Consider the following 19,963-nt stretch of genomic DNA (forward strand, 5'->3'; position numbering starts at 1 on the left):
ATGGACCGCTCAAAGCTCTACCGTCGTTTTCGCACCCTCCTGATCGCCAACCGCGGCGAGATCGCCTGCCGCGTCATCCGCACCGCCCGCGCCATGGGCCTGCGGACCGTCGCGGTCTATTCCGAGGCCGACCGCGACGCGATGCATGTCGCGCTCGCGGATGAGGCCGTGCTGCTCGGGCCCGCGCGGGCCCGTGACAGCTATCTCAATGTCGAGCGGCTGATCGACGCCGCGAAGAAGACCGGCGCGGAGGCCGTGCACCCCGGCTACGGCTTCCTGTCCGAGAATGCGGAGTTTGCGCAAGGCTGCTTCGATGCGGGCCTGGTCTTCGTCGGCCCGACCGCCGGGATGATGAATGCGATGGGCTCGAAGTCCGGCTCCAAGGCCCTGATGGAAAAGGCGGGCGTGCCGCTGGTGCCCGGCTATCACGGCGAGGCCCAGGACGAGGCGACGCTGGCAAAGGCGGCCGAGAAGGCCGGCTTCCCCGTACTCGTGAAGGCGTCGGCCGGCGGCGGCGGCCGCGGCATGCGGATCGTGCGGTCGGCCGATGAGCTTGCGCCCGCGATCGTCAGCGCCAAGCGCGAGGCCAAGGCCGCGTTCGGCGACGACCGCATGCTGATCGAGAAATATGTCGACAATCCCCGGCATATCGAGGTGCAGGTGATCGGCGACAGCCACGGCAATCTGTTGTCGCTGTTCGAGCGCGAATGCACGCTGCAGCGCCGGCACCAGAAGGTGATCGAGGAGGCGCCGTCGCCGACGCTCAATGCTGCCCAGCGCGAGGCCGTCTGCGCCGCCGCGCGAAAAGCGGCGGGCGCCGTGAATTATGTCGGCGCCGGCACCATCGAGTTCGTCTCCGACGGCAAGGACGTGTTCTTCATTGAGATGAACACCCGCCTCCAGGTCGAGCATCCCGTGACCGAGCTGATCACCGGGATCGATCTCGTCGAATGGCAGTTGCGCGTCGCCTTCGGCGAGGCGTTGCCGCTGAAGCAGGACGAGATCAGGCTCAACGGCCATGCCGTCGAGGCGCGCGTCTACGCTGAGAACCCAACGAAGAACTTCATGCCTTCGGTCGGAAAAATTTCGACATGGCGCTTGCCGGCGGAAGGCGGCGGCCTGCGCATCGACGCTGGTTATGGCGAGGGCGATGCCGTCTCGCCTTACTACGACGCCATGCTGGCAAAGATGATCGCGTGGGCGCCGACGCGGGACGTCGCGATCGAGCGGTTGAACCGCGGGCTGGAAGAGTCCGACGTCCGCGGCATCGTCACCAACATCCCGTTCCTGTCCGCGCTGATGACGCATCCGAAGGTGAGGGCGAACGCGATCGACACCGGCTTCATCGAGCGCGAGCTGGCGGTCCTGACACAGGCCTCGCCGGCGCCTGGCGAGCTCGAGTTCTGCGCCGCGGTGGCCGCCGTCATCAACGACGAGCGGCAGGCCGCTCAAGGAGACGCGGATTCGCCGTGGCAGACCTTTGGCTGGATGCCGGTCGGCCGCCGCCAGCGCAGCTTTTCCTTCCGTGTCGGGCACGGGCCCGAACAGAAGGTTGCGCTGAACTACGGCAGCGGACCGTCGACGCTGGTGATCGGCGAACGGGAGCTTGCCTTTGCAGTCGTGCCCAAGGACGGCGGCTTCGACCTGACGCTCGACGGCGTCAGATCGTCGGTCACAGCCGTGATCGACGGCCATGAGCTCTATCTGCGCACGCGCAACGGCCGGTTCGACCTGCATTGGGTCGACCCGTTCGGCGGCGAGAGCGAGGAGCATGTCGGCGAAGACAAGATCGCAGCTCCATTGCCGGGCACGGTCGTCGCCGTGCTGGCCGAGGAGGGCGCCAGGCTCGACAAGGGTGCGCCGATCCTCACCCTGGAAGTGATGAAGATGGAGCAGACGCTGCGGGCGCCCTATGCCGGCGTGCTGAAGTCCATCAAGTGCAAGGTCGGCGATATCGTGCAGGAGGGTGTCGAGCTCGCCGTGGTCGAGCCTTCCGGAGAGTGACATGAGCGATCCCGTCCGCATCATCGAAATGGGGCCGCGCGACGGCCTCCAGAACGAGAAGACGCCCGTCAGCGTCGAGGTCCGCATCGCCTTCATCGAGGCGCTGGTTGCGGCCGGGCTTGACACCGTCGAGGTCGGAGCCTTCGTCTCGCCGAAGGCGATCCCGCAGATGGCGAGCTCGGATGCCGTGCTGCGCGGCGTTGCCCACGTGAAGGGCGCCGAATTTCACGTCCTGGTGCCGAACGAGAAGGGCTACGACGCCGCGCGCGCCGCGGGCGCGAAAGTGGTCTCCGTGTTCGCTGCGGCCTCGGAGGGCTTTTCGCGGGCCAACATCAATTGCACGGTCGCCGAATCCATCGAGCGGTTCAAGCCGGTGCTCGCGCGCGCCAGGGCCGATGGCGTGCCGGTCCGCGGCTATATCTCCTGCGTGCTGGGCTGCCCGTTCGACGGCGAGATCAAACCGACGGCGGTGGCCGATCTCGCGAAGACGCTGTGGGAGCTCGGCTGCTACGAGATCTCACTCGGCGACACCATCGGCGTCGGCACGCCGACCAGGGCCAAGGAGATGCTGCGCGCGGTTGCCTCCAACATTCCCGCGACAAAACTCGCGATGCATTTCCACGACACCTACGGCCAGGCCCTTGCCAATCTCTACGCCGGCCTGGAGCAGGGCGTCCGCGTCATCGACGCCGCCGCCGGCGGCCTCGGCGGGTGCCCCTACGCGCCGGGCGCGACCGGCAACGTCGCCACCGAGGACGTCGTCTACATGCTCGAAGGCATGGGCGTCAGGACCGGCGTGGACATGGACCGGCTGCTGGCGGCGACCAACGAGATCGGCGGCGTGCTGGGCAAGCCGCCCGTGAGCCGCGTGGCGTCCGCACTGAATGCGAAGCGGAAGCGGGCTGTTTCCTAGCCCTCGTCATTGCGAGCGTAGCGAAGCAATCCAGAATCCCACTGCAGAAAGAACCCTGGATTGCTTCGCCACGCTCGCAATGGCGGCGGAGATGGCGTCACCTGCTCCCGTCCGGCCCCATCACCAGATCCGGCAGCGCGGTCGAGATTCCCGGCACGAAGCAGAGCAGCAGCACCGCGAGCATCATCAGCAGGACGAACGGCAGCGTGCCCCAGATCACCTCGCTGAGCGGGATGTCGGGCGCGACGTTGCGGATGACGAAGATGTTGAGGCCGACGGGCGGATGGATCAGGCCCATCTCCATCACGATGGTCATGACCACGCCGAACCAGATGATGTCGAAATTGGCGGCGCGCAGCGGCGGCAGGATGATCGGCGCGGTCATGAGAATGATCGAGACCGGCGGCAGGAAGAAGCCGAGCACGACGACCATGACGAGGATCGCGAACAGCAGCTCCCAGCGCGGCAGGTGCATCGCCACGATGGATTCGGCGACCGATTGCGAGATGTGCAGATAGCTCATCACGTAGGAATAGAGCAGCGACATGCCGATGATCATCATCAGCATGGTCGATTCCCGGATCGTCGATTTCATGATCGGGGCGAGGTCGCTCGGTCGCCACACGCTGTAGATGGCGGCGATCAGCGCCAGCGCGAGCAGGCCGCCGAGGCCGGCAGTCTCCGACGGCGTGGCGTAGCCGCCATAGAGCGCGATCATGACGCCGGTCAGCAGCAGCACGAAGGGTATTACGCGCGGCAGCACGCTGAAGCGTTCGGCCAGAGTGTACTCGTCGCGGGCAAGGATCGCAGCCTCCGGTCCGCCGTTCTTGTAGATCGCTTCGGCCGCGGCATATTCGCGGCGGAAGCGGATCACGGCATAGGCGCCGAACAGGGAGACCAGCAGCAGGCCGGGGCCGATGCCGGCGAGGAAGAGCCGCCCGAGCGATTTTTCCGCCGCGACCGCAAACAGGATCATGGTGATCGACGGCGGCAGCAGGATGCCGAGCGTGCCGCCGGCGGCGATGATGCCGGCAGCAAAGCCGCCGGAATAACCACGCTTGCGCATCTCGGGGATGCCGGCCGAGCCGATTGCCGAGCAAGTCGCGGGCGAGGAGCCGGCCATCGCGGCAAACAGCGCGCAGGCGAATACGTTGGCGACGCCGAGCCCACCGGGCACGCGATGCAGCCAGGCGTGCAGCGCCGAATAGAGATCCTGGCCCGCGCGCGACTTGCCGATCGCCGCGCCCTTCAGGATGAAGAGCGGGATCGACAGCAGCGTGATCGAGGCCATCTCCTCGTAGACGTTCTGCGTCACCGTATCGAGAGAGGCTGATGGCATGTAGATGCCCATGAACACGACCGCGACCGCGCCGAGTGCGAACGCGATCGGCATGCCCGAAAACATCGCGACCAGCGTCGCAATCCCGTAAGCGAGGCCGATACCGAAAACGCTCATGAACGCCGGGCTCCTGCGAACGGCAGCGCAAGCTGCACGAGGATCTGAACGCAGAGCAGGCTCATGCCGAGCGCCATCAACGAATAGGGGATGGCCAGCGGCGGCGACCACATCGAGTTCGAGACCTGGCCGTCGACATAGGCTTCATGCGCCAGCGTCCAGGACTTCCAGGCAAAGAAGGCGCAGAACAGGAACGTTACGGCATCGACCAGCCAGAGCCTGATCCGGTTCGCCAGCGGCGAGAGCAGACCGACAAAGGCCTCGATGCCGATATGGCCGCGGTTCTGCTGCACATAGGCGGCCGTCATGAAGGTGGCGCCGACCAGGAGAAACACCGCGGCCTCGTCCTGCCAGTAATTGGCGGCCTTGAACAAGGCGCGGCTGAGCACGCTGTAGCTCAGGATGGCGCAGGCCCCGACCAGCGCGATCGCGGCGAACACGACGATGATGCTGTTGAGGATGGCGAGACCGCGATCGACCGCCGCCGCAAGGCCTGTCCTTGCGGCAGCGTTCGCGTGTACGTCACGATCCGGAAGCGGACCGTGGCTCATGCCGCGACGTCGATGGCGAGCTTGAGCAGGTTCGCCGCGGTCGCGGTCTTGGCGCCGTAGTCCTTCCACGCCGTGTCGCGGGCGATGTCGCGCCACTTGCCGACGGTCGCGGCATCGAGCGCCGAGACCTTGGCGCCGGCCTTCTCGTAGACCTTGGCGACCTCGATGTCGTCGTCCTGCGCGCCCTTGCGGCCGAAGGCTTCGAGCTCGGTGCCGACCGCGAGCAGGATGTCCTGCTGGTTCTTCGGCAGCTTGTCGAAGATCGCCTTCGACATCATCAGCGGCTCGAGCATGAACCAGTAGGATGCGCCGGCCCCTGAGGTCAGCGACTTCGCGACCTCTTCCAGCCGGAACGAGATCAGGCTGGTCGAGGAAGTGATGCCGGCATCACAGGCGCCGGTCTGCATCGCCGCGTAGATTTCGTTCGAGGGCACCGACAGCACCGAGGCGCCGGCGGTCTGCAGCACCATGTCCATCTCGCGCGAGCCGCCACGTACCTTGAGGCCCTTGGCGTCTTCCGGCGCGACGATCGGCTTGGAGCGGCTGGCGACGCCACCGGCCTGCCACACCCAGGTGAGCAGGATGATGCCCTTGTCGGCGAGGAAGTCGGTCAGCGCCTTGCCGACCGGTTCCTTCTTCCAGCGCATGCCCTGGTCGTAGGTGGTCACGAGGCCCGGCATCAGGCCGATATTGGTCTCCGGCAATTCGCCGCCGGCGTAGGGCATCGGATAGAGGCTGATGTCGAGCGCGCCTTTGCGCATCGCGGAGAACTGCGCGTTGGTCTTGATCAGCGAGGAGTTCGGATAGATCTCTGCAGCGAGATCGCCATTGCTCCGCTTGGCGATCTCGGCGGCGAACATCCGGCAGAGCCGGTCGCGGAAATCGCCCTTGTCGATCGTGCCGCCTGGAAACTGGTGCGATATTTTCAGCGTGGTCGCGGCATGCGCGGTGCCGGTGCCGAAGCGGAGAATGGCGGGTGCGGCGACGGCGGTCGCGATCAGGTGACGGCGCGTGAGCATGGTGTGATCCCCTTGGACGGTTTTTTTGTTGGATGTTGATTTGAATAGGTCATGAGACCGGCGCAGAGGCCTATCCTAGCCGGTCTTTCACCCGAACTTCTCTCATCTGATAGTTCGAGACCGAATGCCGCGGCAAGTCCCGGCCTTGCTGCGCTGCACACGTCTGATCGCGTCGGAAACACGAAACTCCTCCGATCGATGGACGGCAGCCGGCAAGCAGAAATTCATCGGCGACGGCGTAACAACGCCGCGTGTCGATCCGTCGAGTCTGGATAGCGGCGTCCGTCGCTGACAAACATCATCTCGAAGGGAAGATCACTCATGACCATTCGCACCCGCATCGCGCTCGGCGTCTCGGCTGCCGCTCTCTCGCTTGGCCTCGCGCTGTCGCCGGCCGCCTTTGCTCAGGACAAGATGGGCAAGGACGACGGCATGATGAAGAAGGACACCATGGCCAAGGACGGCATGAAGAAGGACACCATGTCCAAGGACGACGGCATGAAGAAGGACCACATGTCGAAGGACGGGATGAAGAAGGACGACGGGATGATGAAGAAGAACTGATCTTCTACCATCTTTGAGGCCGTCTGCGAGAGGCAGACGCGCGTTTGCGAAGCTCCGGAGGCGGTCGCGTGGACCGCCCCGAAGTGATGTCTCAGTTCAAATTCAATTGAACATTACTTGCTGAACGTTACTTGCGCTTGGCCTTGCGGGCAGCGTAGCGGGCGTCGCGCTTGGCCTTTTGCTCGGCCTCCATTGCGGCCGCCTTGGCTTCGGCTTCCTCGGCCTCGCGCGCGATGCGTGCAGCTTCCTCCGCCTTGGCTTCTTCCTCGCGACGCTTCTGCTCGGCCTTTTCAGCCTCGCGCGCAGCCTTCGCCTCGGCCCGCTTGGCCGCGAGGGCCTCGCGCTCGGCACGCTTCGCCGCGACCAGAGGATCGTCGACCCCGGGCTGCGACTTGAATTTGTTCAAAAGATTTTTGCGCGCGTCTTGCGCCGCCTTTTGCCGGTCTGCGAAACCGGGTTCCCTGAATCCACTCATCGACGAGCCTTGTCTTCCTCGCTTCCGATCCTACATCACTGCGGTTGGTACGTCGGCTGGGCATAGCAGGCGCCACGCGACGCTCAAGCGTGTACATCGATGCGCGTCGCAACGCCACCCATAATCGCAGCCGATCAGGTAGACGAAAAATCGCTCCCCCGACGATCTCTCGTAGCCCCGAAAAACTGCCGAATTGTGATGTCCCTCATAAGGGGCACACGGAGCGGCGCCTAGCGTCCGCTCGCTACGAGACGCGGAGCACGGGTATGACGATTTCCAGACTGAGCCTGAAGGCGCTCGCAATCGCCGTCGCGGTGGCAGCAATGGCCGGCACCGCGCTGCTGCTCGCCGGTCCGCAGCCGATCGAAAGTGCCGTCCTGGGAGCCGATTGGGAGTGCACCCAGACCGCGTTCGTGCTCACGACCTGCGCGCCGCGGGTGCGCGAGGCGATCCCCGCGGTCGAAACCTCGCGCAAGGATGCGATCCGGCAGACCCGAGGCTGAACGGGAGGGGCTGAGCGGGATGTGACCCCACGCCGCAGAGGTGATAGAGCCCGCTCGCCCCTGTGATCGGTCAGCCATGTCCAAGCCCGTCTCCAATCTCAAACCCAAGCCCGAAGCGGGCGATAAGCCCAAATCCCCTGCAAAACCTCAATCCGGTGACAACCGTCGCGGCGCGATCGCCGGCTTGATCATCACGATCGTGATTCTGGGCGTCGGCTGGTGGCTGGCCCGGGACCTCACCGCCGCCAGCAAGATGCAGGACTGCCTGGCGTCCGGGCGGAGCAATTGCAACGTGATCGAGCCGGCCCGTTAGGACCGCTCCGACGTTGCCCTCTGCAGGCCTTGGGCCGAAAAAATGCCGTGATCTTAATCATTTGTAACGGGACTTAACCGATCAAGGCAGGTCAGTTATGTCCGCCGGCATCAGGCCAGCGCGAGCCGAATCGCATATCGCGCCTGGGACCACGGCAATCGCGAGAGTAGGGGGTCAAGCACGCATGAGTGCGTCCAGCCGCATGAAGATCATCATTCCCTTGGTTTCGGCCATGTCCTTGCTCGCCGTCTCGGCGCAGGCTCAGGATTCAGGGCCGCCAAGGCGCGACGGCCAGCCGCCGCAAGGTCAGGGCGCAGGCGCGCCACCCCAGAACAATCCGAACATGCGCAAGGGCCCGCCGCCGCAGCAGGCGGCCCGGCCTGCGCTACAGCCCGGCGGCCAGCCGCGTGCCGGCGGCCCCGGTCATGCAGGTCCTGGCCCGCACAACGCAGGCGGTCCGCCGCCCGGACGCAATTACGCCAGGGGGCCCGCACCGGCACGCGACTGGGGCGGCCACGCCTATCGCGGCAATCTCGCCTGGGACGGCGGACGCTGGCGCCACGAGGTCCACAACGGCCGCTCCGGCTGGTGGTGGGATGTTGGCGGTGTGCGGTACTATTATCCGCAACGGATGGAGGGCCCGCCAGCCTACATCTCGGAAGATTATTACGACGACGTGCCGATGGCCTATGCCCCGGCGCCGCCTCCGGTCGCCTACGAACCGCCGCCGCCTCCGCCACCGGCTGATCCCGGCGCGAGCGCGCTTGGCGGAGCCATCGTCGGCGGCTTGCTGGGCGGCCTGATCTCTGGCAACGCCACGGGCGCGGCCGCGGGTGCTGTGATCGGCGGTGCCACCGGCGCCATTGCCGGCGCCACGGCGGCCTCGCGCCCCGGCTACTATCTGGCCCAGGGCAATTGTTACTACCGCTATCCGAGCGGCCAGTATGTGCAGGCCGATCCCCGCGCGTGTTACTGACGTATCAGGCAGCACCTGAAACGAAGAGGAGGCGGGCGAAAGGCCCGCCTCTTTGTCGTTTTGGCGCCGGTCGTCGGCTGGCCATCAATTGAATGGACTGATCGCCCCGCGCGTCAGGACACCAGCCAATTGAAGAACGCCATCGCGGCCCAGACCAGGCCTGCGATCCAGGCCAGCATCACGATACCGATGGTCGCAAGACACGCGATGCCGAGCAGGTCGGACCTTTCTCGTTGCGTGCGGACGTCAACATCGGCCGCGGCTTCTCGTGTCATGACGGGATACACCTCCCATGCCATCTCGCTCTCCTGGGGAGCGTCGAGGGACTGTTTAGCGGAGCGGCGGGGCGCAGGCTGTGACGCACTTCACAGATCGCGCCCAATGCGCCGGCCTCACCGCTTCGTGCGGAAAATATCCGGAAACGATCGCGCCGTTCGCGGCTTCCCCGCTTCCGTTTCGCGCAAGGGAAAACCCGAATTTTCGCGACGATCATCGCGCAGGTTCTTTGGCATCTGCGCAAGATGGGATCGCGCGTGCAACTCGGCCCGTGCAGGGCATTTACCCCGCATTCATACGGGCGAAATTGCCATGCGCTTGTCCAGATCGGACGGCTAGAATCAGGCTCATGTGTACCGAGTACGACCCACAGAAGGAAGCCGAGTCAGCGATGAAGCGCGCCGTGGCAGCCGAAGGCCCCGACAGGCAACGTCTCATCCAATTGGCCTTGGCCTGGCATCAACTGGCCCGCGACCGGCGCGAGGAACGGGCGGACTGAGCGCACGCGCTTGGGAGACAGGCCGTGCTCACGAGAAAACCCGTGCTCGGGGGACAAGCACGGGGGTCTCCAGAGCCGACCGGGGCTGGCAGATCGGCACCACTCAGTCCCCCGTCCAACGCGCCGATCGCGGGTTCGTTCCACGTCTTTCAATTGCGTTGTCGACATTATTGAAGAGGGCCGGGAGAGCCATTGGCGGCCCGCACGTAGGAACGTCCGTTCATCGCCGACGTTGAGCGGCCATGACCGACCCCGAGTTACGCGCACAATCCTTCGAAATCGCCTGGAAATATCTCGACCAATCCGGCCTGCTCACCGGTGAGCACAGGGAGGCGGCCCGGTTCATCCTGAACAGGATCGACCGCATGATGCTGCGTGGAGAAAGGCGAAGACTGCTGCTGTCAAACGCCGCGATCGATGCCTACCGGTTGCGGCCGATGCTCGTGACGCTGGATGCATGATCGATCCGCGGCCGAACGGCGATTCTGGTCGCTGCCGCCCGCCAGCGACCGAACGGCGAAAGCCAGTTGGTGCTGGCTCGCCGCCACATTCATAATCGACGCTTGCGCCACTTCGAGGCGTTTTGCGATCCCGCCGGAATCGACGGTCGCGTCGATCGCCAGGAAAGACATTGCGACGACGGCAACTCCGGCTGTGATGGCCATTCTCGTCCAATCCGATAGCGGCATCACAAGACCCTTCGACGGCTCTTTTGCATGCTGAATAGGTAGGACGCTCACGTCTTCCGGATAGGCCTGCGCACGCGTTCTTGAAGTGCGACAGATTCGTAAGGCATTGGGGGGTGGCGATCCCAGCAGAACGGACATACCAACCCAAATCAATCACTTAACCTGGCTCACCAGCCTAAAGAGCAGAATTGCGAACTAAGTGGAATTTCGGACGCTGGCTCACCAGTCAGTCCATGCCAGGAGATCAACATCTACTTGGTCCCCGCGAGCCGTCACGGCCGCTACCGAGCTGAACTGGCCGATGGCACAGCTCTCTGCCTGAGCAGACAGCCTTTCTTAGACGCCGCCCGGGCGCTGATCTCGGCCGGCTTCAAGCCCAGCTCGGTGCTGATCGGCTGGAGGAGAGGCAGCGCCGCTTGGGCGCTTAGAGCCACACTCAAGGAAGCTGCCAAGCTGACGGTTGATGAGACCAAGACCTGCTTCGCTCGTTGGAAGGCCTTTTCCTCGTCGGCGGTCGGCGCTCAGAAGCGTTATTCCGAGGGGGAGGCTATCCCACTACCGGAAAGCCCTAACGCCTCCCTGCGCGATCAGGACGGCTTGGCCGGACGTGTTGGATACAAGACCCTGGCCCCCGGGAGCTCTGTCTCGGCCGGGCTGCTGGGGAGGGCGTCCGATATCACCAGCGCCAAGGTTGCCCCCACCACGACCATCTCGGTCTCCAGCAGCAGCTCAAAGAGCCCGCCCTTCGTGGTCGACCCACCTCCAAAAAGACGAAGCCCCCGCACCGCCAGTGCGAGGGCCAATTCGACTTCCGATAACGCTGCAGCAAGTTCCAATTATACCGAGGAAACGTCGACTTCAAGTCGGACGCGTACCCGGGGCTATCTGAGAAACGGTTCGGCGCGCGCGCGCTGATGTCACCACCACGCCTGCTTGGCATTGGTGTGGACGAGGGCTGTCCGCTCGGAGGTCCCGGCGCCACCAACACACCACTGGCAATCAGCGTGAGAATAGCGACGGGTCGAGATCGGCCATGTCCCCGCCGCCGGAAGGCGAAGTTCTTTGCCCCGCTAATGATGACCGCAGAGTGCTGCGCTCTCAAACTGCAGCGGCGAGCCGGACGCCACACGCCTTCGCGCGAACGGAAACCAAAAAGTGCAGGCAACGCTGTGCCCATTGCGACCTGCGACCATACGGTAACCCGGCATCCCCGGGTGAGGGTCGAGAGGCAGAACATGTCGTCAACGGGATGACCACCCGCACCGACCTGATCTGCGAGAGCGCCCAAAAAAGCTCTCAGGTAGCACCGCAGGGACAATGTGGTGGGCGCGATGCCAAAGGGAAACGAGTACCTAGCTCATCAACATGATGGGCTCCACTTCGTCAGTGGCCTGCCGGAAGCAATACCGGAGGGAGGGAAAGGGCGAAGCTATGCGCAGAATGGAAATCTAAGGCGCGTGCTTCTAGCCGACGGGTTTTTTTGGCTTTGCGAGCTCCCGGCAGGCGACATGCCAAAGAACCGCGTCCGATACCAAGGTGCAGTTCAATGGGGGCAGGACCATGCCCAACAACCCCTAGCTAACGGCCTCGGTACTTGAACCCCGACTGCAGCGAAGGCTGCTCCGTAAATTACAGCTCCAGCAGTAGTTCTTGCGCGCTTCGCGGTGGGGGAAATTTGATGCACATGATGTCGACGCCAGAGAAAATGGGAGGGACGCAATACGACGAGCCGCCGGAAGAGCCGGTTGGCCCGCAATGTCGTGTGATCAGACTTTCAATTGCGTCTCGGAGACACGGCGGCGAATCTGCAGGCGATCGACGATGCTCAAGATCGAACCATCTGCGTCCGCATTGATTGTGCTGGCGGGCGGGCAGACGACGCGCTGCGGATCGCAGAAGCCTTGCTGCGGCATAAATGGCGCGTCGTGGCCGACATTGTTGGTCGCTGCTCGAGCAGTGCAATCTTCTTCGCGCTGGCTGCAGATCTTCGAACTATAGAACCTGATGGGTGTGTGATGATCCATCGCGCCGCGCGTTGTTGCACTTATGAGCAATTTAAGGCGATGCAGTCGCTGGCCGCCGACGACAAAGCCGCGATCAACGAGTCACTCAACGACAGCGACGACGTTACCGTATCGCTCTTGATGTCGCGGATCGGCGTTTCGGAATCCATCGCGCGCGGCTGGAAGGACGAAGGCCGCAAATGGTCTGCCGCAGAGGCGCTTTCGAACGGGTTTGTCCACGCAATCAACGGCGGTGTGGAGGCGGCATGAGCGCGCAGAACGATGGCGTTTACCTAGTCGAGGTTACTGCCGAATCGATCCTCCAGTGCGATGTAAAGTCATTGACCACTGAGCCCCCAACGGGGCCGAGCGGAACGCCGTTCTCCGTCACATTCGACCCCGCGTTCCGTTCGTGTCAGCCAAATCGTCTGGCAAATACTATTTCGAGGTGACCGTTGTCAGCCAAGGTGGCAATGGGTTTAGCGCGGCCTATGGGGCTGGCGTCGGGACGGTAGGGTCCACGTTCTCCAATATGGGATCGACCGGGACGTCGGGTTTGATGGAGTTCACCAACTCCGGACAGGTTGTCGTTAGTGGCGCGCATCTTGGGACTGTCAGTCCTGCGAGCAATGGCGAAACCTTGGGATTCGCCATTGATCTAGACAATCAGAAATTTTGGGTGCGCAAGATCGGCGGCGATTGGCTGAATCTCTCGTTCGCCAATCCCGCAACCAACAGCAACGGAATTTCGATTCCGTCAGGAACCTACGTTCCGTTCTCTACATTCGGCGGATCATTCGGCACGGCCGGGCAAATACAAACTGCTAATTTTGGCGGGTCAGCTTTCCTCGGCGCGGTGCCGTCAGGATTTACGGCCGGCTGGCCGATATAGAAGGAGACGAACATGTTGAGTCCTCAGATTTTCGCTAGGCGTCAGCAGCCGACGCGTGCTGCGTCACTGTCTCCAACAGTATGGAATCCCGCTGATTATTCTTCCACCGTGGATGTCATCAGCGGCGGCGGCTTGACGCTCACCGCCAGCGTCGGCGGTAGCGGAGGCGCGCGTTCCACTAATCCTTTGGCTGCTGGCAGCGCCTATTTCGAAATCACCGTCAATACGAACAATTCGAACGCTGGTTTCAGCGGGATTGCTAAGGCGACAATTCCGCCTGATCAAATCACCAACAACCCGAGCAACAACACCGCCGGACTTGGCGTCTACTGGAGCGGCCCGATTTTCGGCGTGGGCGGCAGCGGAAACCTCGGCGCATTTGCGAACGGCAATGTCCTCTGTGTCGCGGTAAATCTTTCCTCGCGGTTGGCGTGGTTCAGGAAAAACGCCGGCCTTTGGAATAACTCGGGCACGGCAGATCCCGCAACGAGCACTGGCGGCCTGTCGTATTCTGGCATGAGCACGTTCACGGTGTATCCATTCACCGGGACCGGCGGTGGCGGCGACAGCTCAACACTGAACGCCGGTGCGTCTGCCTTCGCGCAAACCATGCCGAGCGGATTCTCGTCCTGGAATGCGCTCAACGGGGTGTAGTAGGCGCGTGCGACGTTGTGGAAGGCCGCTCCTGCCCTGATCAACCCATGGCCATTGCGGCGGCTGCCGAGCCTGTCGAAAAGAGTTTCCGCTTCGGTTATGCTGGCCGGCGCATGTCCGTAATCCCGTTCCGATCTAGTCCGAAACGCCAGCGCTGGGCGGCCGCAATTGTGATGGCGGCAGCGGTCCTGCTCGGCCTCGCGCATGTCTGGACGTCGCCGAGCTCGCCGCTCGGGATCTTCGCCGTCGACGGCGATACAGTGCGGTACCAGGGGCAGATCTATCGGCTGGTCGGCTTCGACACTCCGGAGCGCGGTTATAAGGCTCGGTGCGAGGACGAGCGCCAGCGGGCTGAAGCTGCCACCAGCCGGCTGCGGCAACTGATCGCCGGAGGCGAGGCGCGCCTTGAGCGCGTGGCCTGCGGGCCGGCCAGGCGAGGAGGGGACGTCTCGCTGCAACTATGGTCGGCTGTGCGGGGCGCTCACCGTCGGTGGTCGCGATGTCGGGCATATCCTGATGAGTGAAGGACTGGCTCGAGCCCATGTCTGCGGGGCGACGTGGTGCCCGCCGCGCCAGCGCTGGTGCTAGAACTCGCGGCTCCCTGAGGTAGGCCGGGGCCGCTCCGCCAGCTCGGGCGGCGAGCAAGCAAATATCAAGTTGCGGTCCAGTGCGCGGGGGTCCCTAAGGCGGGCGGATTGCAACCGCAGATTCCTAGCCATCGTCGTCCAAGCATGAGAGGCTGATCCTTATTTGCGTTTCGGAGGAGAAGCCCGATGCGCCTTGCATTGCCTTATCTTGGAATTTGTCTGTGCGCGTCCCTCGCGGCGTGGTTTTCCTTCACGCTGATCCATTAACGGAGCACGTCCTCGCCGGGCGTCAACACCCGCACAAGGGTACCGCTTTCGTGCCATCCGAAAAACGCGGCCGGGCAGGCTGCTGGCAGCTCATGCCCGCCGAGCGGTTGTGCCGCTAGTCCCTAAAAGATACGCCGCCGGGCTCGAAATGCAGCGTCCCGGCGGCGCCCTGTCTCAAACTGGGTCCTTTAATCCCCAGCCAACTAGATATCAGCAATGCCTGTGCCGCGGAGGGCGGCCCGCCGAGCTCGCAGGGCCCCTCCGGATCTTCGAAAGCCAAAAAGGAGGGCCCAACTCAGTTGGGGTCGGGGCGAGCTGTTCTCATTTCGCGGTATGTTCTTTTGCACCCCGGGGGCGCTGGACTGTTTAACCCCTAGTGGCCAAAGTTGAATTTGGCAGTGGCCTATTTTGTTCGCGAACTGCCACAACCTGTTCATGTGCGCTTATGAGTAACTCGTTGTGGGTGTAGCAAATAAGGGCCGTGGCGTTCCGCCAGCGGAACACCCTCGAATGAAATCTCTCTTCAGCTTGCGCCGGGTCTGCGACATCTTGCGCCGGGCCTGCGACATCGAGGTACTAGGAACCAGGAAACACGTCGCGACATTAAATTAGTGCCGGTCATTGATTTAATGGAGTACGCATGATTACGACCGCCAGATGCAAGGAACTCGCAAATTATTACAAAGCCCTTTGTTCAAATCCCCACATTTCCGAAGACCGAGCCTTCCTATTGAGAAACATCGCCAGGAGCCTTGCTGGGGTTGCCGGTCAGTTGGAAAGATTGGACGCGGTGACGAAAGAGGAGGGGGCTGTCAAGAAGCAGACCGCCGGTCCTCTCGGTTCGATAGCCGATTGGCATTCCAGTTGAAGTCGGGCCGCAGGTCGGCGCCGTCTTGGCCACACGCCGAGCACACACTTAGCGGGACCGGGGCCGCTCCGCCGGCTCGGGCGGCGAGCAGGCGATTATTCAAATACGGCCCGCAGCCCGTCTGGTTATGAAAGGCAAGTGACGATGGCAAGGACGACGTCGGCGCCTAGGTCTCCCGAGAACATCGTGAAGATAAGCCCGGCAGCAGTGATAACCGCGATTGCTTTGAGTGTAATCATGTCGCAATCCCCTCGCTAACGAAGAGAACGATGGACCCGGACTATTTCGGGAGTGCTTCACGATAGGCAGTAAACGGTTTCGTTCACCGAGGCGTTATCCGTAGGCCCGCTTGCGGGCACGACTAAGGGGGTCCTAGAAGGGCAACCGCGGCACCCCTTTGGGAATGGTGAGGGACGACTCCCGCCGGGGCTAGCTGAGTTGGCGGGCATCGCTTGGGAAATCTACGGGTTTCTGCCCGCCGTCGGGCGGCGGAGACTTAACGGCGGCCGAGGATTATCGGAAAGCGATCGAAGCTTTGCAACTTTCCGCTGGGAAAACTTGGCAACGAAGTATTTCGGGCTTAGCATTGCGGCACCGGGGCTGGACTGTATTCATTCACCTCGAGCGATTTTAAAACCCGGATGCCGCCGGCCCGTGCAGTCGGTGGCCGTTTTGACTGGAGGCGCCTCCACGAAACGTCCCGGTTGGGAACGTTTGGTCGCCACGGAGGTGCTGGCGTTGTTTGCGCGGGGGTGCGTCAATGAGTGATTGGAAAAGTGACCTAGATGCTTTCGTCACCGAAACGATGGCGTTCGCCAAATCGGTGAAGATTGAGGTCGATCGGCCGCAGCCTCAGCCGAAAGAAGTCGTTGAGCGGATCGGGCTAAACCAGCTCGATTACGGCGGCAAAGAGCGGGACGAAATCAAGAAGCGCGTCGAGAGTTTCAGGGTGCATCAAGAGCGCTTCATCCGAGAGCGCGAGGATTACGCTGCTTCGATGCTGCGCCGGATCAACCCAGTCACAAAAGCCTAATAGCGCGCACCTTACTGCTTTGCCTTCAGCCCGATCTCAACGAACCGCTTCCCCCTGGGGTCCATCAGGTCGAACTCGAAATCGGAGCCCGCCTTGATCTGATCAAGGAGCGGTTGGAGGGCGCCTCGACCGGCTGATCCTGAAGCCCAGCAAAGCGGCCCGCCGGTTCACGCTGGCGGGCCTCTTCACCCTTTTGACAAAAACTCGTTTGAGATTAAATGCCGTCGCTGTCGCGCAGCGGCGGTATTTTTTCAAAGTGTTCTGGAGATTGTGACGTGACGCTCGGTACTGTTAAGTGGTTCAACGCGACTAAGGGATATGGATTCATTCAGCCGCAGGACGGTGGACCCGATGTTTTCGTCCACATCTCGGCGGTGGAGAAGGCCGGCTATACCGGTCTCGCTGAGGGGGCAAAGGTCAGCTACGAGCTGGTGACAGGTCGGAACGGCAAGGCTTCCGCAGAAAATTTGCGGATTGGCTGACAGAGCACCATTGCCCGCGAGAATCGCGTAATGTCGATCCTGCGACTGAGGTTCACAAGCCCTCTCGGCCGCAGTTCTAGGAATGCACGGCCTTGTTTGCTCTGCCCGGAGCAAGCGGGGCCGTTCTAGTTTCCATCACTTGCAATCAGATTTGAGAGGCGCTGCCGGCATCAGTCTGATTTCGATTATGTAGCCAAACCTCTTCTGTGATAGTGGTCACAGCGGCCAACAACCGCAACGCGTATTCCCGCGATCGCGAGGGGATAGTCCCCTCTATCAACGGGAGAGAGACAATGTTTCACGAACTTTCAACCTTGGAAATGGACACCGTTTCCGGTGGCATGATGAATGACGGCCGAGGACAACTCGACCCGAAGGCTCCGGGTGCCCTTCCAGGGCGCGGTCAGAACGGCGCTCCTGCGCCGGATCCGATTGCGGGTTTCCTCAGTGCCTATCCCGATATGGTGGCCGTTGCCGGTGTGCTGGTCGCCGGTTTGCTCCATTAAGCTTTGCTGATACGGCACACCAAAAGATCGTGGGCCGCCTCAATTGGCGGCCTCTTTCATTGGTCCCGCTTCAGTTTGCGCCGGCCCCAGTGCGGCTCTTTGCCTTTCGGGTTGAGCGGCGGGACGTAGTGTCGGTTCAGAGCGCGCACGATGCCGATCCGCGCGAACATCGTCGGGCCGCCGCCTTCCGACACCAGGATCAGCGCCTCCATTGCGGCCTGCCATTCGGGCGCGCTGTGCTCTTTCTTGGGCAGCGCAGCGATATCCGGCATGCAAGATTACGCCGATATCGACGGTACGACCTGGGCCGTCCCGAAGTCGGACCCGGCTACCGACCGTCGGTCGATCAGACGGAGTTTCGCGAAGTCATCGATGTTAATTTGGCGCGCCTTCCTGCCTTCTTCGGTGACGTGATACTCGACGTCGCTAAGGTTGACGCTGAGGTGCTTGACCCAGCCCAGTTCCTCCAGGCGCTCGAACTTGCGCCGGTCAATCGAACCGCTGGCTGATACTCGCCGGACATCAGGCCGGTGATGACGGTCTCGAGTGACCTGCTCCCCTGAAACGCCCCCGGTTTTGAGTTAGGGTTCTGTTCTCCACCGAGGAGACAGACGATGCGTAAGAGCAGGTTCACGGAAGAGCAGATCATCAAGGTCTTGAAGGAACACGCTGCCGGGATGTCTGCGAGCGATCTGTGCCGGAAGCACGGCATCAGCGATGCGACGTTCTACAAGTGGCGTTCGCGCTATGGCGGGATGGAGATCTCCGACGCCCGCAAGCTGAAGGCCCTGGAGGAAGAGAACCGCAAGCTAAAGAAGCTGCTGGCGGAGTCGATGCTGGACGCGTCGACGCTGAAGGAGATGCTCGGAAAAAACTTCTGACGCCCAGCTTGCGGAGACGTGCTGTGACCTGGGCGATCAGTGAGAAGGGCTACTCGCAGCGGCGGGCCTGCAGGTTGGTTGGCCTGCAGCCGAAGACCTATCGCTATGCCTCGACGCGACCGGACGATAGCACGTTGCGGACCCGGCTGAAGGAATTGGCTTCGCAACGACGCCGGTTCGGCTACCGTCGCCTGGGGCTGCTATTGGCTCGGCAAGGGGTCCGGGTCAAATGGCTTTAACCCAGTGCAGGTATTCACTCGTGAAAGCACCGACGTGTCCCTCATCCAGGGATTGATTAACAGTGGTGCGGTTGAACAAAAATTACTCCCCGGCATCAATAACCTTGGAGTAAACATACTCAGTCAAGGTGACGCGGTAGCAATCGGAGGAGTAGTTGGGGCGGTCGATTCGGCTATTCGCAGTCTCAAATGAGCGCGCCAATGTGATGTCCAAAGATAAGGCCTATCGCGAATGATGCCAGAAAGAACCTCGACTGAAATTGTAACGTTATGTAAGCAGGAACTTGCTCCTTCCGGCTTTATTGGTCGAAAGGGTACGACTATTTGGCGACGCACAAATCTCAAATTCGATGTTCTCAAGTTCGATGTGATTCCGCGTGCGCGCAGCGAAAAGTGGCGGGTGCCGCTGGGGTCGTTCGGTCTCGAGCCGAGCTGCCTCTTCCCGTTCCTGCCACGCGCTGGACATGCGCTAACAGACGGATTCCAACCTGAAAAGGGTTTCGGCCAAGTCCGTCTATCGATCCGGGACGAAAGATCGCAACGAGCAGATAAAGCTCCTAGGATTTGGTGTGCGGGCGACGATGGGGTCGTGCAGGACGTCCTTGATACCATCAATAATAACGCTATTCCGTTCTTCCAGCGATTCGAAGACTCAGGAGAGTTGCTGCGAACCTTCCTGGAAGATGAAGATGCCATCGGTCTTGAGGGCGTCTGGGATTTTGGCAAGAAGGGGTCTCCAAAACGCCTTCTGTATACGGGATTTGCCGCGATCGAGTGCGGCAGGTGGGATTTGGCAGTTTCCAGTCTGCTATCCTGCAAGGAAAAGGTTATAGGAATTCCGGAACCTGTAGGCCGATCGGTTCGGGCGGAGTACGTGCCGTACATTCAAGAGGGGATAGCCTGCGCCGAAAACAAGTGCGCATGGAAACACGGTGAAGGCCCGACGGGTTGAGTCCCTCGAAACCCAACTCTTCCGGATCACCGTTCCGCAAAATCCAAATCATCGTCTGACTGATCGTCCCCAATCTGCTGAATAGTCGCCAAGCTCCACGTGCCAATGAAACCAGGCCATGCTGGTCATATACTCGGTCGATCAGCTTTCAATCAGACTATCAGCCTAATCTTCCTTCGCACTGAACGCGAAAGCCCAGCGTTCGTTTGCTGCCGCCTGGTCCGCCGCGAACCACCGTTCAGAACTCTCTTTGGCAACCGGATAGGTCTCAGCGTCCGTCTTTCCATCGCCGCCGCCTGTCGGGCCGGTCGTGTCCCCGGAGGTGGTGTAGCTCGGTAGAGCAAAGCCGCCCGGACGCGCG

22 protein-coding genes and 1 pseudogene are annotated in these 19,963 nt (G+C 62.3%); 16 read left to right on the forward strand and 7 right to left on the reverse strand.

Features of this window, described 5'->3' with window-relative positions; translation table 11 throughout:
- Together NR187_RS25940 and NR187_RS25945 are read left to right on the forward strand one after the other, a co-directional pair.
- Positions 1–2,004, forward strand: a complete 2,004-nt coding sequence (locus tag NR187_RS25940) for an acetyl/propionyl/methylcrotonyl-CoA carboxylase subunit alpha (RefSeq protein ID WP_256808126.1) — start codon at positions 1–3, stop codon at positions 2,002–2,004.
- 1 nt (position 2,005) lies between these two features.
- Positions 2,006–2,917, forward strand: a complete 912-nt coding sequence (locus NR187_RS25945) for a hydroxymethylglutaryl-CoA lyase (RefSeq protein WP_256808128.1) — start codon at positions 2,006–2,008, stop codon at positions 2,915–2,917.
- Between the two features lie 97 nt (positions 2,918–3,014).
- Here NR187_RS25945 and NR187_RS25950 read toward each other — a convergent pair whose 3' ends face one another.
- From NR187_RS25950 to dctP, 3 genes are read right to left on the reverse strand one after another with little or no spacing between them, the layout of a single operon-like run.
- Entirely contained in the window at positions 3,015–4,373 is a 1,359-nt protein-coding gene (locus NR187_RS25950) for a TRAP transporter large permease (RefSeq protein WP_211385756.1), read from the reverse strand.
- Complete coding sequence (locus NR187_RS25955) at positions 4,370–4,924, reverse strand: TRAP transporter small permease (RefSeq protein ID WP_211385757.1); 555 nt, start codon at positions 4,922–4,924, stop codon at positions 4,370–4,372. Before NR187_RS25955 ends, NR187_RS25950 begins: the two co-directional genes overlap by 4 nt.
- Positions 4,921–5,943 (reverse strand): TRAP transporter substrate-binding protein DctP, encoded by a 1,023-nt coding sequence (gene dctP, locus NR187_RS25960; protein ID WP_211385758.1) that lies wholly within the window; start codon positions 5,941–5,943, stop codon positions 4,921–4,923. The genes NR187_RS25955 and dctP overlap by 4 nt, the downstream gene beginning before the upstream one ends.
- A 321-nt stretch (positions 5,944–6,264) precedes the next feature.
- Here dctP and NR187_RS25965 point away from each other — a divergent pair, with 321 nt between their 5' ends.
- Positions 6,265–6,507: a pentapeptide MXKDX repeat protein gene (locus tag NR187_RS25965; protein ID WP_256808129.1), complete on the forward strand. Its 243-nt coding sequence runs from the start codon at positions 6,265–6,267 to the stop codon at positions 6,505–6,507.
- 127 nt (positions 6,508–6,634) lie between these two features.
- On the opposite strand, the gene NR187_RS25970 is transcribed toward NR187_RS25965, so the two are convergent.
- Positions 6,635–6,982: a DUF6481 family protein gene (locus NR187_RS25970; RefSeq protein ID WP_211385760.1), complete on the reverse strand. Its 348-nt coding sequence runs from the start codon at positions 6,980–6,982 to the stop codon at positions 6,635–6,637.
- Between the two features lie 266 nt (positions 6,983–7,248).
- Between NR187_RS25970 and NR187_RS25975 the strand changes: the two genes are divergently transcribed.
- The 3 genes from NR187_RS25975 (at position 7,249) to NR187_RS25985 (ending at position 8,774) form a co-directional block, all read left to right on the forward strand.
- The gene (locus NR187_RS25975; RefSeq protein ID WP_211385761.1) at positions 7,249–7,485 is read left to right on the forward strand and encodes a hypothetical protein; all 237 of its coding nucleotides are present in this window, start codon (positions 7,249–7,251) and stop codon (positions 7,483–7,485) included.
- 76 nt (positions 7,486–7,561) lie between these two features.
- Positions 7,562–7,798 carry a hypothetical protein gene (locus NR187_RS25980; RefSeq protein WP_256808130.1) on the forward strand — a complete coding sequence of 79 codons (237 nt, stop codon included), beginning with the start codon at positions 7,562–7,564 and terminating at the stop codon, positions 7,796–7,798.
- 184 nt (positions 7,799–7,982) lie between these two features.
- Entirely contained in the window at positions 7,983–8,774 is a 792-nt protein-coding gene (locus tag NR187_RS25985; protein WP_211385763.1) for a hypothetical protein, read from the forward strand.
- A 113-nt stretch (positions 8,775–8,887) separates the two neighbouring features.
- On the opposite strand, the gene NR187_RS25990 is transcribed toward NR187_RS25985, so the two are convergent.
- Positions 8,888–9,073, reverse strand: coding sequence for a hypothetical protein (locus NR187_RS25990; protein ID WP_256808152.1), 186 nt, complete (start codon positions 9,071–9,073; stop codon positions 8,888–8,890).
- A gap of 718 nt (positions 9,074–9,791) precedes the next feature.
- On the opposite strand from NR187_RS25990, the gene NR187_RS25995 reads away from it, so the two are divergent.
- The 8 genes from NR187_RS25995 to NR187_RS26030 all read left to right on the forward strand — a co-directional run bounded on the left by NR187_RS25995 (position 9,792) and on the right by NR187_RS26030 (position 17,530).
- The gene (locus tag NR187_RS25995) at positions 9,792–10,010 is read left to right on the forward strand and encodes a hypothetical protein (protein ID WP_256808132.1); all 219 of its coding nucleotides are present in this window, start codon (positions 9,792–9,794) and stop codon (positions 10,008–10,010) included.
- A gap of 2,006 nt (positions 10,011–12,016) precedes the next feature.
- Positions 12,017–12,511: an ATP-dependent Clp protease proteolytic subunit gene (locus NR187_RS26000; protein WP_256808133.1), complete on the forward strand. Its 495-nt coding sequence runs from the start codon at positions 12,017–12,019 to the stop codon at positions 12,509–12,511.
- A gap of 286 nt (positions 12,512–12,797) precedes the next feature.
- Positions 12,798–13,133, forward strand: coding sequence for a hypothetical protein (locus tag NR187_RS26005; protein ID WP_256808135.1), 336 nt, complete (start codon positions 12,798–12,800; stop codon positions 13,131–13,133).
- Positions 13,134–13,145: 12 nt separating this feature from the next.
- The gene (locus NR187_RS26010; protein ID WP_256808136.1) at positions 13,146–13,787 is read left to right on the forward strand and encodes a hypothetical protein; all 642 of its coding nucleotides are present in this window, start codon (positions 13,146–13,148) and stop codon (positions 13,785–13,787) included.
- A gap of 47 nt (positions 13,788–13,834) precedes the next feature.
- The gene (locus NR187_RS26015; RefSeq protein ID WP_256808137.1) at positions 13,835–14,311 is read left to right on the forward strand and encodes a thermonuclease family protein; all 477 of its coding nucleotides are present in this window, start codon (positions 13,835–13,837) and stop codon (positions 14,309–14,311) included.
- A 1,958-nt stretch (positions 14,312–16,269) separates the two neighbouring features.
- A complete protein-coding gene (locus NR187_RS26020) occupies positions 16,270–16,542 on the forward strand; it encodes a hypothetical protein (protein ID WP_256808138.1) in 273 nt (90 codons plus the stop codon).
- A gap of 275 nt (positions 16,543–16,817) precedes the next feature.
- A complete protein-coding gene (locus NR187_RS26025; RefSeq protein ID WP_256808151.1) occupies positions 16,818–17,024 on the forward strand; it encodes a cold-shock protein in 207 nt (68 codons plus the stop codon).
- Positions 17,025–17,317: 293 nt separating this feature from the next.
- Complete coding sequence (locus NR187_RS26030) at positions 17,318–17,530, forward strand: hypothetical protein (RefSeq protein WP_256808139.1); 213 nt, start codon at positions 17,318–17,320, stop codon at positions 17,528–17,530.
- A gap of 56 nt (positions 17,531–17,586) precedes the next feature.
- On the opposite strand, the gene NR187_RS26035 is transcribed toward NR187_RS26030, so the two are convergent.
- Positions 17,587–17,802, reverse strand: coding sequence for a hypothetical protein (locus NR187_RS26035; RefSeq protein WP_256808140.1), 216 nt, complete (start codon positions 17,800–17,802; stop codon positions 17,587–17,589).
- 342 nt (positions 17,803–18,144) lie between these two features.
- Here NR187_RS26035 and NR187_RS26040 point away from each other — a divergent pair.
- A pseudogene (locus tag NR187_RS26040) lies at positions 18,145–18,632 on the forward strand (transposase); the annotation flags it as partial.
- Between the two features lie 250 nt (positions 18,633–18,882).
- On the forward strand, positions 18,883–19,602 hold the full coding sequence (locus NR187_RS26045; RefSeq protein ID WP_256808141.1) for a hypothetical protein: 720 nt from the start codon (positions 18,883–18,885) through the stop codon (positions 19,600–19,602).
- A 165-nt stretch (positions 19,603–19,767) separates the two neighbouring features.
- Here NR187_RS26045 and NR187_RS26050 read toward each other — a convergent pair.
- Positions 19,768–19,963, reverse strand: a 196-nt coding sequence (locus tag NR187_RS26050; RefSeq protein WP_256808142.1) for a hypothetical protein, incomplete at its 5' end; no start/stop codon positions are given.

The organism is Bradyrhizobium sp. Bra64, from assembly GCF_024519875.1.
GTDB lineage: Bacteria > Pseudomonadota > Alphaproteobacteria > Rhizobiales > Xanthobacteraceae > Bradyrhizobium > Bradyrhizobium japonicum_G.